General features: G+C 39.9%; 19 protein-coding genes. 14 read left to right on the top strand and 5 right to left on the bottom strand.

What is annotated here, in order from left to right; genetic code table 11:
- Positions 1-6: 6 nt before the first annotated feature.
- From galU to EVJ21_RS06570, 11 genes are all read left to right on the top strand, one after another.
- Positions 7-915 carry a UTP--glucose-1-phosphate uridylyltransferase GalU gene (gene galU / locus EVJ21_RS06620; RefSeq protein WP_236636566.1) on the top strand — a complete coding sequence of 303 codons (909 nt, stop codon included), beginning with the start codon at positions 7-9 and terminating at the stop codon, positions 913-915.
- On the top strand, positions 905-1,594 hold the full coding sequence (locus EVJ21_RS06615) for a sugar transferase (protein ID WP_236636565.1): 690 nt from the start codon (positions 905-907) through the stop codon (positions 1,592-1,594). The genes galU and EVJ21_RS06615 overlap by 11 nt, the downstream gene beginning before the upstream one ends.
- Before the next feature lie 31 nt (positions 1,595-1,625).
- On the top strand, positions 1,626-2,504 hold the full coding sequence (locus EVJ21_RS06610; protein ID WP_161568949.1) for a glycosyltransferase family 2 protein: 879 nt from the start codon (positions 1,626-1,628) through the stop codon (positions 2,502-2,504).
- Positions 2,494-3,444, top strand: a complete 951-nt coding sequence (locus EVJ21_RS06605; protein ID WP_161568948.1) for a glycosyltransferase family 2 protein — start codon at positions 2,494-2,496, stop codon at positions 3,442-3,444. The genes EVJ21_RS06610 and EVJ21_RS06605 overlap by 11 nt, the downstream gene beginning before the upstream one ends.
- Positions 3,445-3,454: 10 nt before the next feature.
- A complete protein-coding gene (locus EVJ21_RS06600; protein ID WP_131490168.1) occupies positions 3,455-4,666 on the top strand; it encodes an oligosaccharide flippase family protein in 1,212 nt (403 codons plus the stop codon).
- A gap of 2 nt (positions 4,667-4,668) precedes the next feature.
- Positions 4,669-5,922: a polysaccharide pyruvyl transferase family protein gene (locus EVJ21_RS06595; protein WP_161568947.1), complete on the top strand. Its 1,254-nt coding sequence runs from the start codon at positions 4,669-4,671 to the stop codon at positions 5,920-5,922.
- On the top strand, positions 5,919-6,797 hold the full coding sequence (rfbA, locus tag EVJ21_RS06590) for a glucose-1-phosphate thymidylyltransferase RfbA (RefSeq protein ID WP_131490166.1): 879 nt from the start codon (positions 5,919-5,921) through the stop codon (positions 6,795-6,797). Before EVJ21_RS06595 ends, rfbA begins: the two co-directional genes overlap by 4 nt.
- Before the next feature lie 12 nt (positions 6,798-6,809).
- Positions 6,810-7,376, top strand: coding sequence for a dTDP-4-dehydrorhamnose 3,5-epimerase (rfbC, locus tag EVJ21_RS06585; RefSeq protein WP_131490165.1), 567 nt, complete (start codon positions 6,810-6,812; stop codon positions 7,374-7,376).
- Positions 7,373-8,230 carry a dTDP-4-dehydrorhamnose reductase gene (gene rfbD / locus EVJ21_RS06580; protein WP_131490164.1) on the top strand — a complete coding sequence of 286 codons (858 nt, stop codon included), beginning with the start codon at positions 7,373-7,375 and terminating at the stop codon, positions 8,228-8,230. Before rfbC ends, rfbD begins: the two co-directional genes overlap by 4 nt.
- Positions 8,231-9,253, top strand: coding sequence for a dTDP-glucose 4,6-dehydratase (gene rfbB, locus EVJ21_RS06575; RefSeq protein ID WP_131490163.1), 1,023 nt, complete (start codon positions 8,231-8,233; stop codon positions 9,251-9,253).
- A 95-nt stretch (positions 9,254-9,348) separates the two neighbouring features.
- A complete protein-coding gene (locus tag EVJ21_RS06570; protein ID WP_131490162.1) occupies positions 9,349-10,593 on the top strand; it encodes a hypothetical protein in 1,245 nt (414 codons plus the stop codon).
- 123 nt (positions 10,594-10,716) lie between these two features.
- On the opposite strand, the gene EVJ21_RS06565 is transcribed toward EVJ21_RS06570, so the two are convergent.
- From EVJ21_RS06565 to EVJ21_RS06545, 5 genes are all read right to left on the bottom strand, one after another.
- Complete coding sequence (locus tag EVJ21_RS06565; protein ID WP_161568946.1) at positions 10,717-11,322, bottom strand: tyrosine-type recombinase/integrase; 606 nt, start codon at positions 11,320-11,322, stop codon at positions 10,717-10,719.
- A gap of 30 nt (positions 11,323-11,352) precedes the next feature.
- On the bottom strand, positions 11,353-11,604 hold the full coding sequence (locus EVJ21_RS06560) for a site-specific integrase (RefSeq protein ID WP_255570023.1): 252 nt from the start codon (positions 11,602-11,604) through the stop codon (positions 11,353-11,355).
- Between the two features lie 38 nt (positions 11,605-11,642).
- Positions 11,643-11,954: a hypothetical protein gene (locus EVJ21_RS06555; RefSeq protein ID WP_236636564.1), complete on the bottom strand. Its 312-nt coding sequence runs from the start codon at positions 11,952-11,954 to the stop codon at positions 11,643-11,645.
- A gap of 379 nt (positions 11,955-12,333) precedes the next feature.
- Positions 12,334-13,203 carry a tyrosine-type recombinase/integrase gene (locus EVJ21_RS06550; protein WP_131490159.1) on the bottom strand — a complete coding sequence of 290 codons (870 nt, stop codon included), beginning with the start codon at positions 13,201-13,203 and terminating at the stop codon, positions 12,334-12,336.
- A gap of 5 nt (positions 13,204-13,208) precedes the next feature.
- The gene (locus EVJ21_RS06545; protein ID WP_131490158.1) at positions 13,209-13,661 is read right to left on the bottom strand and encodes a sigma factor; all 453 of its coding nucleotides are present in this window, start codon (positions 13,659-13,661) and stop codon (positions 13,209-13,211) included.
- 390 nt (positions 13,662-14,051) lie between these two features.
- Between EVJ21_RS06545 and EVJ21_RS06540 the strand changes: the two genes are divergently transcribed.
- From EVJ21_RS06540 to EVJ21_RS06530, 3 genes are all read left to right on the top strand, one after another.
- Positions 14,052-14,912 (top strand): NAD-dependent epimerase/dehydratase family protein, encoded by an 861-nt coding sequence (locus EVJ21_RS06540; protein ID WP_131490157.1) that lies wholly within the window; start codon positions 14,052-14,054, stop codon positions 14,910-14,912.
- Positions 14,913-14,997: 85 nt separating this feature from the next.
- Complete coding sequence (locus tag EVJ21_RS06535; protein ID WP_131490156.1) at positions 14,998-16,146, top strand: ROK family transcriptional regulator; 1,149 nt, start codon at positions 14,998-15,000, stop codon at positions 16,144-16,146.
- A 167-nt stretch (positions 16,147-16,313) separates the two neighbouring features.
- Positions 16,314-16,763 (top strand): hypothetical protein, encoded by a 450-nt coding sequence (locus tag EVJ21_RS06530; protein ID WP_131490155.1) that lies wholly within the window; start codon positions 16,314-16,316, stop codon positions 16,761-16,763.
- The last annotated feature ends 10 nt before the right edge of the window (positions 16,764-16,773 follow it).

Genomic DNA, 16,773 nt, shown 5'->3' with positions numbered 1-16,773 from the left:
GGATAGATGACAATTAAACGAGTGAAAAAAGCCGTCATTCCGGCAGCCGGTCTCGGAACGCGTTTCTTACCGGCGACAAAAGCAATGCCAAAAGAGATGTTGCCAATCGTCGATAAACCAACGATCCAATACATCATTGAAGAAGCGGTCGAGTCAGGCATCGAAGACATCTTGATCGTGACAGGCAAAGGCAAACGGGCCATCGAGGATCACTTCGACTCGGTACCTGAGCTCGAGCAGCAATTGATTGAGAAAGGGAAGTCTGAGTTTTTGAAGCTCGTCGAAGAGACGACGAACATCAACATCCACTTCATCCGTCAATCGAAGCCGAGAGGGCTCGGTCATGCCGTGCTCCAAGCGAAAGCGTTTATCGGCGACGAGCCATTTGTTGTCATGTTAGGTGATGATATCGTTCAAGCGGAGGTGCCTTGTACGCGTCAATTGATTGAGCAGTATGAAGTTACGAATAGCTCGATTATCGGGGTGCAGTCGGTTTCAGATGAAGAAACGCAGCGTTATGGAATTGTTGATCCGAGTTCAAGTGTGTCGGAGAAGTTACATAAGGTGAAATCATTTGTCGAAAAACCTGAACCTGGTACAGCTCCTTCAAACCTAGCAATTCTAGGTCGGTACTTGTTTACCCCGGAGATTTTTAAATATTTGGAGACGCAAGAACCAGGAGCGGGGAATGAAATTCAATTGACTGACGCCATTACGCGTCTAAATGAGATGCAACGTGTATTTGCATATGAGTTTGATGGGAAACGTTATGACGTTGGAGAAAAGCTTGGATTTATTCAAACTACTATAGAAATGGCTTTACAGAGAGAGGATTTAAAAGAAGAAGTAGCAAACATTATTAGAAATATTTACTTAGAACTTAAAGAGGAGGAGATGATTAAAAGTGTTAACTAACGAAAAAGAAAGTGCTACTACAAGTTTAGAGTTGGATTTTCCCAATCAAAAGCACAATTCCTTATATAATTTCATTAAAAGAAGTATTGATATAATGTTAGCCACATTCTTAATTTTATTATTATCTGGAGTAATGGTTTGTATATATGCATTATTGAAAATTAAAGAACCTAAAGCAAACCCTATTTTTTCTCAAGAAAGATTCGGGTTGAATTATAAACGGATTAAAGTTTATAAATTTAGGTCAATGGTATCTAATGCTAGTGAATTATTAGAAAAAGATAAAGAACTTTTCAAAAAATATGTTGCAAATGATTACAAATTAGACCCTGACGAAGATCCTAGGATGACAAGTCTTGGTAGATTTTTAAGGTCGACTAGTTTAGATGAACTCCCCCAATTATTTAACGTTCTAAATGGCAGTATGACCTTTGTTGGTCCGCGACCTATAGTGGATAAAGAATTATATACTGAATATACGGAATTAGAAATCCAATATTTGTTATCTGTTAAACCTGGAATAAGTGGATACTGGCAAGTGAACGGAAGAAGCAACGTAAAGTATCCAGAAAGAAAGAGAATGGAATTATATTATGTTCAGAATAAGTCTATAAAATTAGATTTTCAAATTATGTTTAAAACTATCTTTAGTGTTCTGAAAAAAGACGGAGCATATTAATTCTAATATCAGAGAACGAGAGGGAAAATTAGTGCTGGTGAAAAAAATCGGATTATTTATTCCAACATTAAATGCAGGTGACTTATTTCATGAGGTCTTAAAAGGAATCTCAGTGCAAAATCTTGATATTCCAATTCGTAAATTAATAATTGATTCTGGTTCTAAAGATGAAACTACGGCAATGGCTACAAGAAATGGCTTTGAAGTTGTAGAAATTAATAAAAGTGAGTTTAACCATGGGGGCACAAGGAACCTTGCTGTGGAAATACTAGACGATTGTGAAATTATTGTAATGATGACACAAGATGTGATTATAGAAAATGCCTCATCAATAAAAGAACTTCTTTCAGAGATTATGAGTAACGATAATGTTTTCATGGCTTACGGGCGCCAGATTGCAGATGATCAAAAGGGAAATTGGTTTGAAAAAAGAGCTCGTCTATTTAATTATCCACCAGAAAGTATGGTGAAGAGCATATCGGATGTAGAAAAATTAGGAGTGAAGACTGTTTTTGCTTCAAATGCATTTGCAGCATACAATGTTGAAAAGTTTAAAGCAATAGGAGGTTTCCCTTCCGATGTAAACTTTTCTGAAGATATGTTTATTGCAGCACGTGGAGTTCTTAGTGGCTATAGTATATCTTATGAATCGAAAGCAACAGTTTTGCATACTCATAGTTATTCTTTAAAAGAAGAGTATAGAAGGTATATGGAGATAGGAAAGTTTCATAAGAATCAAAAGTGGATTCAAGAGGCTTTTGGTAGAAATGAAGGTGAAGGAATAAAATCAGTAATTAATGAATTAGTTTCCTTAATTTCAGAAGGAAAGATATATTTGATTTTTCATTTGCTCCTTTTGAATTTAACGAAGTATGCAGGATATAAAAAAGGAGTTAACTATGGAGATTAATTTAAATCAATTGTCTGTAGTATATGTTATTTATAATGATTTTCATATTTTAAAAAAAACAATATCTTCGACAATAGAAGCCAACCCTTTGGAAATTATTATTGTGGACAATAGCCCTAAAGCAAGTAACATAGCGGAGATTAGCTCGTGTGAGAAGATTAAATATTTTCATACGGGAAAAAATCTAGGTTATGCTGGAGGCGCGAACTATGGGTTTAATTTAATTTCTCCTAATACCAATTGGGTAACCATAATGAACGCTGATGCTTTCTTTGACAGTGACTACTACGACTCTATCAACTCTGCTTTAAATAAAGTAGATGGGAAATATAAAATCGGATCTATTGGAAGTAAATTACTAAAATATGATTTTGAAAAAATGGTTAAAACTAAAATAATAGATTCGGCTGGCATAAAGATTTTCTCTAGCGGACGTGCAATTGATCGAGGGCAACATGAGAAGGATACAGGTCAGTATGATAAGGATGAAATTGTAGATGGTATTTGTGGAGCGTTAGTTTCTTATAATGTTGATATTATAAAGAAGATTAACAACGGAAGCTATATTTTCGATGAGAAATTTCATGCTTACAAAGAAGATATCGACATTGCAATTTCATTGAAGAAAAATGGTTACGATTCATTCTATGTTGGTAATGTAGTTGCCCATCATGGGCGAGGCCTGGGGAGGATAAAAAAATGGCCAGTTACCAGCTTTATTAAAAGTTTAAAAAAACAATCACCTTACCTAAAGACTTTATCTCGATCTAATCACTGGTACATGGTTTTCAAACATAGAAATTTCATTTTTAAAGACCATTTATCCTTATATAAGTTTTCTTTTAGAACAATGTTGGAAATCATTTTCCTATTATTTTTTGATTATAAAATATTGAAAAAGTCAATTTCTCGTTTTTGGAAATTATCGAATAGTAAGTGAGCAATTTGATATGACAAATTATATTTATTCCATCGTGAACGTTTTTAGCAAAGTAGCAAATACTTCACTACTGTTTTTCGTAATAATTAACGCTGTCGATAAGGAAATATTTGGGTTGTTTTCATATTATCAATCTCTTACCCTGATAATGTTGGTATTCATTGATTATGGATTTAACCTTTACATGGCCAAGGAATTGACATCGACTCCGAAAAAAAATCAAATAATTTTTAGTCAAATAATAGTAATAAAAGCGATTGCTTCAGTAACTCTTATTGCTTTTGTAGGTTTTGGAAGTGTACTAAAAGTGATTTATAGTCCAAGTTTACTAATTCTAGTTCTTATTATAGGGATTATTAATTCATTTATAGGTACTTATGGAGTACTTTTCAGAAATTACGGTAAATTTAGAAGCGAAGCTGTGATTTCTTTTGTTATGACCTTAGCATCTATTGGAGTTTTATTTATCTCAGGAAAAATCACTTCAAATTTATTGTTTTTATTATTTCCTTTTATAATATTTAAATTTCTTCATTTGCTAACTATGATTTGGTCACTAAGAAATTTTATGAACACTAGTCATTTTAATTTAAACTTATTCGAATATAAACAAGCAAGAATTCTGATTAAAGCAAATTTCTCGTATGCTCTTCATTTAACAATTGGAACTTTATACTTTCAAATTGATACATTTATTTTAAAACAATTCGATTCTTTAGATGCAGTTGCAGAATACACAGCAGCATTTAAATTAATTGGGATAATTTTAGTTGGAACAGAAGTAATCACTAATGTTCTTGTCCCGAAGTTTTCAAGGTTAAAACAGAATGAATCTTCTTCATATTTAAAAAAGTTAAATGAAACGAAGAAAAAGATTACCTATAGTTCTTTGATACTAATTTTGGTTTTCTTAGTATTTTCTACTCTTATAACAGATATTATTTTTCCAAAAGAATTTGAAAATACAAACTCTTTGCTAATAGTCCTAAGTGTAATGGTGTATTTTCGTTTTATTTCAACGATTCCAGGAATTATTATTACTATTGAAAATATGCAAAATTACAGAACTAATATTGCAATCTTGGGATTGTTCACAAACACATTATTAGCTACTATTTTAGTTCCTTTTTTATCTTATTACGGAGCTGCTATTTCTAGTCTGTTGTCGGCCGCACTTATTTGGGGCGCGTATGAAATTTTATTGAAAAGAAAGGGATTTTAAATTTGAATATAAACATACTTGGAGCATTTGATCGAAACAATTATGGTGACCTACTATTTCCTATTGTTTTAGAAAAGCATCTTTTAAAGAGAATAGACGACTTTAAAATTAATTTTAAATACTATGGGTTACGTGAGAGCGATTTAACTGAGTTCGGGGCTAAAATCACTCAGTCAATTTATGATTTAAGTCATATAAACAATGAAGTGATTATTTTGGCTGGTGGAGAAACTTTAGGAACGACTTGGTTTGGTATGGATGCTTGTTTTCCTACAGATGAAAAATTTAAGAGGATCGGATACAGGATTCTTCATAATAAATTAGGGAAAAGTTCTTGGGTTAATAAAAAAATAATGTCCCAGTATTCTGTAGAGAACATTCATCCATGGCTACCGCAAAAAAGTAAAATTAAATCAAATAATTTTATAGTAAATGCTGTAGGTGGAAGTGATTTATCAATCCTAACTTCTAATGAACTAGATGCGGTTAGAGATGCTATTTGGGGAAGCAAGTATTTTGCAGTTAGAGATGAACAAACTTTAAATTCTTTAAAAGATGTTTTCGGAGAAGAAATAACTAAAAAAGTTAAATTGGTTCCTGATACGGTTGTTGCGATGGATAGCGTATTTTCTAAACAATTATTGCAGGAACAACTCTCTGAAGAAGCAAGATTCCACTTTTCAAATAATAATAGCAAAGAATATTTTGTGTTTCAAATTAGTGAAAAAGTTGGTAATGCTTACTTTGAAAAAATTTATAATGGTTTATATAATTATTTGAAGAAAAATGGAGACATTGATATTATTCTTTTACCTATCGGAAGAGCAGAAGGACATTCTGATCATCGTGTACTTGAACGAATTAAAGAAAAATTAAAGAGAGAAATCGATTCAAAGAGAGTATTTCTCCCAAAATCAAACACTATTTTTGATACTGCCTATTATATAGCCAATAGTAATGGATACACAGGTACTTCATTACATGGAGCGATTACTGCTATTGCTTATGAAGTTCCACATGCTGCTTTTTCAGAAGAGATTCTAAAATTAGTTTCATTCTTAAAAACTTGGCAAACCACTCCTATTATTAATATTGAAGTTACAGACATTGAGAAAGGAATTAATAGTCTTTTAGGTTCAAATGTTAAGGTGGAAAATATAAATAAAATGAAAGAAATCATAAGTAATCATTTTGATGAGTTGGCACAAACAATTGGTGATTATAGTACTAAAGACAAAAAGGAGACTATACGATGAAAGGGATAATACTTGCAGGAGGTAGTGGTACTCGGCTGTATCCATTAACAATGGTTACAAGTAAACAACTATTACCAATTTATGACAAACCGATGATTTATTACCCACTTTCTACTTTAATGTTAGCAGGAATTAAAGAAATCTTAATAATTTCGACACCGGAGGATTTGCCTCGATTTGAAAGTCTTCTAGGAGATGGTCATCAATTCGGAATTAGTTTATCTTACAAAGTACAACCGTCTCCAGAAGGACTAGCACAGGCTTTTATTTTAGGAGAAGACTTTATTGGGAGTGACTCGGTGGCAATGGTATTAGGAGATAATATCTATTATGGTAGTGGGATGCGTAGCATCCTGCAAAGAGCAGCCCAAAAGGCTAAAGGGGCTACAGTTTTTGGATATCATGTTACAGATCCAGAGCGTTTTGGTGTGGTTGAATTTGACAATAATGGAACTGTAATTAGTGTTGAAGAGAAGCCTCAAAATCCAAAGTCGAATTACGCAATAACTGGACTTTATTTCTATGACAATCGTGTTGTAGAAATTGCAAAACAAGTAAAACCATCAGTGCGGGGGGAGCTTGAAATCACTTCGATTAACGAAGCATATTTAAATAATGGTGAATTGAGGGTAGAATTGTTGGGGCGTGGCTTTACGTGGCTTGACACGGGAACTCATCAAAGTTTAGTAGAGGCTACTAACTTTGTAAAAACTGTCGAAGATCATCAAGGTGTCAAAATCGCTGCTCTCGAAGAAATTGCTTTCCTTAACGGTTGGATTGATAAGGAAGCCTTACGATCTTCTGGAGAAGCGCTTCATAAAACGGGATATGGACAATATTTACTTGAAGTCGCTGCAGGGAAAATTCGTTATTGAAAGAGGGATACTATGAAAATTACAGATACGCTGTTAGATGGAGTGAAAGTTTTTGAGCCTCGAGTGTTTGGAGATCATCGGGGATGGTTCACTGAAACGTTCAATCAATCTGTGCTTAAAGAGAATGCTATCGACATCGAGTTTATTCAAGACAATCACTCTTATTCTGCAGAACAAGGCACTCTTCGTGGATTGCACTATCAGCTTAGTCCAAAAGCACAGACGAAACTGGTCCGCTGTACAAAAGGAGCTATTTATGACGTAGCTGTTGACATTCGTCAAGGCAGCCCTACATATGGTCAATGGTTTGGTGTAGAGTTATCTGCTGAAAATAAAAAACAACTCCTTGTACCTAAAGGGTTTGCTCATGGCTTTTTAACACTCACTTCAGATGTTGAGGTTCAGTATAAAGTGGACGAAATTTATTCTCCTAAGCACGATCGTAGCATCGAATGGAATGATTCCACTATTAGTATTGATTGGCCAATTGACTCTAATCCAATTTTATCAGACAAAGATTTAAACGCTCCTTCGTTCACGGACGCGGAAAATAATTTCGAATTGGAGCGCAGCTTATGAAAATTTTAGTAACAGGTTATAATGGTCAATTAGGATATGATGTCGTTCAAGAAGGACGAAAGCGAAATTTAGATATGATTGGTATCGGATTAGAGGATTTAGACATTACTAGAAAAGATGATGTCATCACTTTTATTAAAGAAGTAAAACCGGATGCTATTATTCATTGTGCGGCTTATACAGCGGTTGATAAGGCAGAAGAGCAGAAAGATCTTTCGTGGGATGTCAACGTCAATGGAACGCGTTATTTAGCAGAATTGGCAGCAGAAATCAGTTCGAAATTTATGTATATTAGTACGGATTATGTGTATGACGGAGAAGGAGACACCCCATTCAAAGAGACGTCTCCAGTTAACCCAAAGAGCTACTATGGTTTTACTAAACTTGAAGGAGAGCAAGTTTGTCAACAATTCTTAGACGATTTGTTCATTGTTCGTATTTCCTGGGTTTTTGGAACAAATGGCCATAACTTCATTAACACGATGTTGCGTCTCAGCGAGTCTAGAGATGAATTAAGTGTAGTAGATGATCAAATTGGGTCTCCTACTTATACGTATGACTTAGCAAGACTGTTAGTCGATATGATTACTACTGATAAATATGGAGTTTATCAGGCTACAAATGAGGGATACTGCAGTTGGGCAGATTTCGCCTTAGAGATTTTTGCACAAGCTAATCGAGATGTAAAAGTAAATAAAATCACATCAGAAGAATATCCAACTCCTGCTACGAGACCTAAAAACTCTCGTATGTCTAAGCATAAATTGATTGAGATGGGATTCGAGCCTCTTCCACATTGGAAAGAAGCGCTATCACACTATTTAAAAGAATTGGATCAAGAGGTGAATGTATAAATGTATAAAGAGAAAGTACTTGTAACAGGTGGAGCAGGATTTATTGGTGGTAATTTTGTACAACACATGGTTTCTAAATATTCCGAATATCAAATTTTTAATCTCGACTTGCTCACTTATGCGGGAGATTTGGTTAAACATAAGGAGATCGAGAACGCAGACAATTATACATTTGTGAAGATGGACATCGCTGACCGTGATGCTGTCATGAGTTTATTTGAAACAGAAAAATTTGATTACGTAGTTCATTTCGCGGCTGAAAGTCACGTGGATCGCTCGATTACCCATCCAGAAATTTTCGTAAAAACAAATGTTATGGGGACACAAGCATTGCTAGATGCAGCAAAAACCACTGGTATTAAAAAGTTCGTACATGTTTCGACTGATGAAGTTTATGGAGAACTTGATTTTGATCCAACTACATTCTTTACAGAGGATACGCCTCTTCAACCGAACAGTCCTTATAGTGCGAGTAAAGCATCTAGTGATTTCTTAGTTCGAGCTTATCACGAAACTTTTGGACTTCCAATCAACATTACACGTTGTTCAAATAACTATGGACCATATCACTTTCCAGAAAAATTAATCCCATTGACTATTTCGCGTGTACTAAATGAACAAAAAGTTCCGGTTTACGGTGACGGTAAAAATATTCGCGACTGGTTACACGTTAAAGATCATTGTTTAGCAATCGATTTGGTTATGCATGAAGGTGCCAATGGTGAGGTTTATAATGTTGGAGGACATAATGAAAAAACAAACTTGGAAGTAGTTCAAACTATTATTAAAGAGCTAGGTAAATCAGAAGAGCTTATTGAGTTTGTAACTGATCGGCTTGGTCATGACAAACGATATGCAATCAATCCAGCTAAACTTGAAGCCTTAGGTTGGAAGCCTACTTACAACTTTGATACTGGAATTGCTCAAACAATTCAATGGTATCTTGATAACAGAGAATGGTGGGAATCAATAATTTCGGGTGAGTATAAAGTATATTACTCAAATTATTATCAACATAAGTGAAGTATGAAAAATCGAAAGTTGGAATTGCTTGTTTCAGCTTTCGGTTTATTTATTTTTTATGAAAATGTAATTTGATTAAGTCGAGATAACACTTAATGGAGAAAAAAATGAATCTAATAAATGATAAACTATCGATTGTAAAGGTTGGTTATATTTTCATTTCACAAATTATGCTTATCTGTTTTCTATTATTGGCATACTCGCCTGTGTTTTCAAATTTATTTCCGCCTCTTTCAACTGAGATGTATGCATTTTTAATGTTATTGATTGTGATTAATGTGATATCTTTAATTTTCTACACTTTATTTCCAATTCGAATTAATTATGAGCTAATTAGAGGAGAAAAACTTAACTTGCAAAAAGAAAAGTTAATATTATTCTTTGTATTAACTGGATTTCTTATTACATTCGTTTATTCTAAAAGCATTCCAATAATCAGTATTGTTTTGTTAAATGATTCATCTTATGTATATAAAGAATTTGGTATTCCGTTTTTTCATGTAATATTGCTTACTTTTACACAATATTACACAATAAATATGTGGATCAGATATTTATTGAATGAAAATAAGCACTTGTTAAAATATATAATTATACTGAGTTCTTTACCTCTAGTGATTTATAATCGAGGTTCTTTTCTACTATTAATAGTTAGTATGTTAGTTTCATATATTTTAATTAAGAAAATTAAATTAAAGATTATTATCAAAGTTTTTGTCGGTGCTTTGATAGTAAGCTATTTATTCGGGGTATCAGGAAACGTTAGAACAAACAGTCTCTATAAAGTCGAAGAGAATCCTTTTAAATCTTCTGTAATTATGAATATAGGAAAACCAGATGCTAAGATCAGTAACAGTATCGATTATATCAAACCATTTTATTGGTCATATTTTTATATAGTCTCTCCACTGGGAAATTATCAATTAGCTTTAGACGGAACTATTGCACATAGACATTATTTCGAATTGATGGAAAAGGTTAATTTTAATTTATATATAATTCCTGACTTTATAAGTAAGAGAATAGTAGGTGATGAATTATACTATTCGTATATGAAAATCCCATTGATATCTCCAACGATAACTGCAGCTACGTCATTTTCATTAAGTTATTATGCAGATGGATGGTTTGGTGTTTGTATTACTGTGTTGGCAATGTACCTTTTATTCTTTTTGTCTAGCATGATTAAAGATCCTGTAAATAAATTAGTAGCTATTTCTCTAGTCAGTACAATAATTTTGTTTAGTTTCTTTAGTAATATGCTAATTTTTTCAGGTTTAAGTTTTCAGTTACTTTATTGTTTTCTTTTTGGTTCAAAATATCTAAAGAAATATATTTAAAAAGTATCAAGACAAATCATTTGAACTGAACTCGAATGACGGATGCTTGAAATAAGTGTTCGTCATTCAGGGTTCAGCTCATTTTTAGGATTTCGCCTTTTTATATGTAACTTTATACAGAGTTTACTTGTGTTTCTTTACATTTTTATTAAACTGTCTATTTATTTTGTTTAGCACTTCAATCGTCTCTTGATTTTGTTCTTTCGAGATGTTCAAATACAACTCGGTAGTCTCGGTCGAAGCGTGACCGAGCAAGCGACTGATTTTGGTGATGTTGACGCCTGCGTTATGGAGTTCAGTCACAAAGCTATACCGAAGGATGTGGCTCGTGATCCCAAATCCGAGCTGTTCGTTCGACACTCTCTGCAAATACTCGTTTACATAGTTCGGCCGGACTTTTGCCCCGCGCGGCATGATGAAAACGTACGGGGAATCCTTCTCCGTTTTCGGACGCTCACACTTCAGAAAACGCGCCAACGAATCACGCACTTGATCGCTCATCGAGACTTCGCGCATTTTATTGCCTTTCCCGTGTCGAATGACGAGTTCGTTTTTTTCGAAGATGACATCCTCTATTTTTAAGTTGACAGTCTCGCTGATGCGGAAACCGGCGTCACACCCAATCATAAAAATGTTATAGAGAGTCGCATTGTGGGCGTGATACAAAATCTGATGTAGCTGTTCACGGCTGAGAACGATGGATTGTCGTCTCGCCTCTGCACCTGTCACGTTGACGAGCGCGAACGGACTACGCTTGATTCACCCCTTCGCGACCGAATACGACATGAATGTTTTCAGGACACTCACATATTTCTTGATCGTGTTGAGCGCCAGTTCGTGTTCGACCAACTCATCGCGATACATGAACGCGTGGGCAGTTTCATCGACATCTTTTAATAGCAGCACATTGGACTCGTCCATCAATTTTTCGAATCGACGTAGGGTGTTGCGATACGTCTTGACTGAGTCTTCTGCTCTGTGCTGTCTGATTTCCATATCCTCTAAATAAATCGTAATCGCCTTTTTTTACGTAATGTGTTTCATTTCATTCACTCTTTCGAATAGAGGTTTTCTCTCAGTTCACGTTGAACATCCGCCTTGTACGCGCGCAATCGGCTCGCGGAGTACGCTAGCGTTTGTTCGGTTCCATCAATCAGGTGACAGAGAAGTTCGAAGTGGCGTGGCGACAGTTTCAGTCGTTGTTCATCGAGCCAGTCGAAGAGATGGCGCTCAGACGTCATGTATTGTTCCGTGATGCGTTCGGACGCGACTTCGTGTTCAAGTGTCGGGCGTTCTTTTGCTGATGATTCAAGATAGATCCACGGATTCGTTGGAAGCAATACGTTTTCGACAACGTGCAACCCCGATTCAGCGTTTACCATAAGGCGATGCGTACGATTTGGGCACAATCTTTTTGTTCGTTCGGATGGATATTTAAGTGGCGGACGACGTAATAAATCATTGGTTCCCACTCATGGATTTATTCATCAATGGTTTTCATCGGTCGATTCTTTTCCGAGCGCTCTATGTGATTCCTAGGTTAGACCGAGTATAAACGCTATTCTCCCCTTTTTAGTCATTGTTACGCCGTTGTCGTACAGCTCTGTCTCCCTTATCTGCATGTTATTTGCAATATCTCCGGGCTTACACTGCGAATTGATGACTCCTTAAACGATATCGATGAATTATAAAAAAGCAGATAGCTCTTTATAGAAGCTATCTGCCAATTATTCGATTTGCTTATTCATTTAACCCTTCAATCAATTTACGACTCCGCTCTTGAGACACATGCAGATAGCGTTCTGTTGTCTTGGTCGATGTATGGCCTAGCAGATCCGCGACTGCTAAAATATCGTGACTTTGATTATAGAGTGTCGTCGCAAAGCTATGACGCAACATATGACTCGTCAAGTGGAGACCGAGTTGCGCTTTCGCGATCTGTTTCAAATCCTCGTTCACAAAGTTCGCCTGAACGACGCGGCCGCTTGGCATGAGAAAGACATAGTTGGAGTCTCCGACGTTTGGTCGGTCCTTCTCGATGTACGTCTTCAGTTCTTGGGCGAGTCGAGGCGTCATCGGGATCAATCGCGTTTTTTTGCCTTTCCCTTTCCAGACGATTAGGATGCTGTTTTCGAAATCGAGATGGTTCAGCTCTAAATTTAAAATTTCACTGATTCGGAGACCGGCGTCACCCCCGACGAGATAAATCGTATAGAGCGTCGTGTTGCGCGCGTGATACAGGACTGTGTTCAGCTGGTCGCGACTGAGGATGGTCGGTTGTTTTTGGACGCTCTCGCGCGTGACGATCCGGCTGAAAGGGTTTTGTTTCACCCAGCGTCGTTCCATCGCGAACGTGAACAGACTTCGCACCGCCATGATGTAGGACCGGACCGTATTGTCAGCTTTGTCGTTGATGGATTGTTTGTAAGGGACGGCATGTTTCTTCTCGGTGACGTCTTGGATGTAGACGGCACCACGCTCTAGCGCGAACTGTTCAAAGCGTCGCAACGTGTTGCGATACGATTTCAATGTCGTCTCGGGTTTCTCACGTCGAGTCTCCAAGTCTTCCAAATAAGCGGTGATTGCGTCATGTAACAACATTTTCTTCATCGTGTTCACTCCTTCATCTGGATTGCCTCTCGAAGTTCGCGTTGGACGTCCGCCTTGTATGCCCGGAGCCGGCTCGGGGAGTAAGGCAACGTCTGTTCGGTCCCGTCGATCAAGTGGCAGAGGAGTTCGAAATGGCGTGGTGACAGCAACATCCGTTGTTCGTCGAGCCAGTCGTAGAAGCGGCGCTCGGACTCGATGCATTGTTCGGGCAGGCGTTCGGCCGCGACTTCATGTTTCAAGTGACGGGCGTTCTTCTGTTGATGGTTCAGGATTGCGCCGCGGATGCGTTGGAAGCAGTATGTCTTTGATAGCGTGCAGCCGCGATTCAGCGCCTCCCATAAAGCAATCCTTGCGATTTGGGCACAGTCCTCCTGTTCGTTCGGATGGATGTGCAAGTGGCGGATGACGTAACGAATCATCGGCTCCCACTCGTGAATTTGATCATCGATTGTGTTCATTGGTTTGCTCTTTCTCGAGCGCTCTGTCAATTTCCTAGGATGCTTCGAGTATAGTCATTGATATTCAATTTTCGGATGTTGCTACACGGTCGCCTTTCTACTCCATACCTTATCTTAGGGAGATATTTGATATAAGCTCTAGGCTTACGTGCGATAAGGCCGTTGGTGCATCGGGGATATCAATGAATATTCTCCGCTTGGTCAAAAATAGGGGATTCGATGAGGGATGCCATCCGAATTAACCGTAAGTTGGCTTCGTTTGATCAAGCAATTTAGAAGTTGGACGCTCCGTAAATGAGCGTTCTTTTTTATGCGTATCCAGTGACAATTACGGGAAGAATTGTAGAGAAAGTGGAAAGAGCGATTGAACCATACATAGGAGGCGATACCGTGAAGCGAGTGTTGATTACCGGGGAAACGAGTTTTGTCGGCGATTCATGCAAGCGTTGGATTGAGGAGCACTACAAGGAGCAGATTCACGTCGATACGGTCGGGATGCGTGATGGTGCATGGAGACAACGTTCGTTTGAAGGCTACGATGCAATCTTGCATGTGGCCGGGATCGCCCATGTGTCGACGGACAAAAGTATGGAAGACCTCTACTACAAGGTGAACACGGAGCTGACAGCGGAAGTCGCAGCCAAAGCGAAGCGGTCTGGCGTCAAACAGTTCATCTTCCTCAGCAGCATGATCGTCTACGGGGACGCGACGAATGCGAAATTGATCACGCGCGACACGGTGCCGAACCCGACCAATTTTTACGGTGACAGCAAACTCCAAGCCGAGAACAAGCTTGCGGAGTTGGCAGACGAGACGTTCGTGGTCGCGAACGTCCGGCCGCCGATGATTTACGGGAAGGGCTCGAAAGGCAATTATGTCAAACTCGCCGGGCTCGCACGGAAGATTCCGTTCTTCCCGAGCTATCAGAATAAACGCAGTATGATCCATATCGACAACTTGTCCGAGTTGTTAGCGCTCATCGTCTTGAATGGAGATAGCGGGACGTTTCATCCCCAGAACGCGGACTACGTATGCACGTCCGACCTCGTCTCGATGATTGGGGCCGTCCACGGCAACCGCGTCCGGCGCTTAGGTCTGTTCAACGGCGTCATCGGGAAACTCGTCGACCGAAACGTCACGATGAACAAGCTGTTCGGGGATTTCGCGTATGCGAAAGAACTGTCGGTGTATCCGCAGGACTATCACGTGCGCGACTTCTTTGACAGCGTCGTCGCCACCGAAAAGAATTGATTTGCCAGATTTTTTCAGTCAACCCATGACCGGTTTCCCTGACATGCTATACTAAGAAAAAAGCACAGAAATGGGTGGACTAGTTATGGGGAAGACGACACCACGGAACTCGAAATGGATGCGGACGTATAACCGCTCGCTCATCCTCCGGCTCATCCGGCTCCATCAGCCGGTGTCCCGGGTCGAGCTCGCCAAGGCGACGAATTTGACGAAGCCGACGATCTCGAACATCGTCAACGAATTAAAGGAAGAAGGGCTGGTCAACGAGCGTGAGCTCGGCGTCTCGAGTGGGGGACGACGGCCGATCATGCTCGAGCTCGCGGCGAGCGACCGGTTCGTCATCGGCATCGACGCGACGCAACGGCGTCTGCACGGCGTCGTGACGAACATTCATGGAGAATTACTTGACGAGGCATGGCACGACGAACGGTTCGATACGAACGAGGAGTTCATCGACGCCATCGTGACGCTATACATACAACTGGCCGGCAAGACTTCTGGGGACGTGATCGGACTTGGGGTGTCCGTCCACGGGATGGTCGAGGCCGGAGCGGGGATAGTCTTGTTCGCGCCGCGCTTCCACTTGCACGACATCCCGCTGAAGCGGGAGCTCGAGGCACGCCTGAAACAGCACGTCTTCGTCGAGAACGACGTCCGGACGCTCGCGCTCGGGGAGCTCTACTTCGGCGAGGCGATCGGGATCGACGAGTTCTTCTACGTTTACGCCGGCTATGGCATCGGTGGCGCCTATGTCCATGGTGGTGAGCTGATCGACGGCGAGCACCATATCGCCGGTGAGATCGGCCATATGCGCATCATGCTCGACGGGCCGATCTGCTCGTGCGGCAACCGCGGCTGCTTGGAGGCCGTCGCCGGCGAACGGGCCATCTTGAACGAGGTGCGAGAGCTCTATGACTTGACGCTCGACGGCATGCGCGACGCGGTCGGGACGAACCCGGACGTCCAAAAGCTGTACGATCGGGCCGGGGAGTACGTCGGCATCGCGACGCTCAATATGATTCATCTCTTGAACCCGAGCCGGATCTTGCTCGGGGGGCCGCTGTTCAACTACGCGCCACAAGTCGTCACGAACATCCAGGAACGCGTCGCCCAGACGGCGTTGACGATGGACGCGCGCCAGACCGACATCCGCGTCGTCCCGTGGAACGCCAACCACGGCGCGCTCGGTGCGGCCGCACTCATCACGAACCAGCTGTTCGGCGAAATCCAATGACGGCATCGCTCTCACACGAGGGCGATTTTTTTGTGTCAAAAAAAATTTTAAATGAAACCGTTTACAAATATAAAAACCATGTGTTATAGTCTGTTTGTAGTTAGATAATAAATTTAATTTACTAAGTAAGGGGTGACACTCTCAAACGGGAAAGTGGAGGGGTAGACATGGACATAGAGACACCATTGCTGAAAGACAAGTTTCACGATATATTCGGTCGCTACGGGGCGACGCGGCTATTCGCAAGGGACGGTTCGACGTTCGATGAATTGGAAGCGTTCACAAAAGCGGACGGCGTCGTCGTCACCCGCTCACGACGGGACGGCATCTTCCGGCTATATGACGAGGAGGCACGCGACATCCGCCTGTTCCGCGTCTCGGACTTGAACCAGGCTGAGCGGGCGAACAGCTTCGACGAACTGTTCGAGATGCTGCTCTGGCGCTTGAAGCAACAAGACGCGCTGCCGTTCGGGGCGGACCTGTATGTCGTCGGCTCGTACATAGACGACCATTGGCAGTTTGATTTGGAACTGATCGCGTACACGCTCACCCGGCTCGGGGATCAACCGATGCCAGACCACTTGATTCGGGAGCTTTGCCTTAAGTTGGTCGCATAACATTCAAAGG

The organism is Exiguobacterium sp. SH0S2 (assembly GCF_004337185.1).
Lineage (GTDB): Bacteria > Bacillota > Bacilli > Exiguobacteriales > Exiguobacteriaceae > Exiguobacterium > Exiguobacterium aurantiacum_A.
Note: the sequence above shows the minus strand (reverse complement) of the source record. Positions and strands in the feature narration are given on the sequence as shown.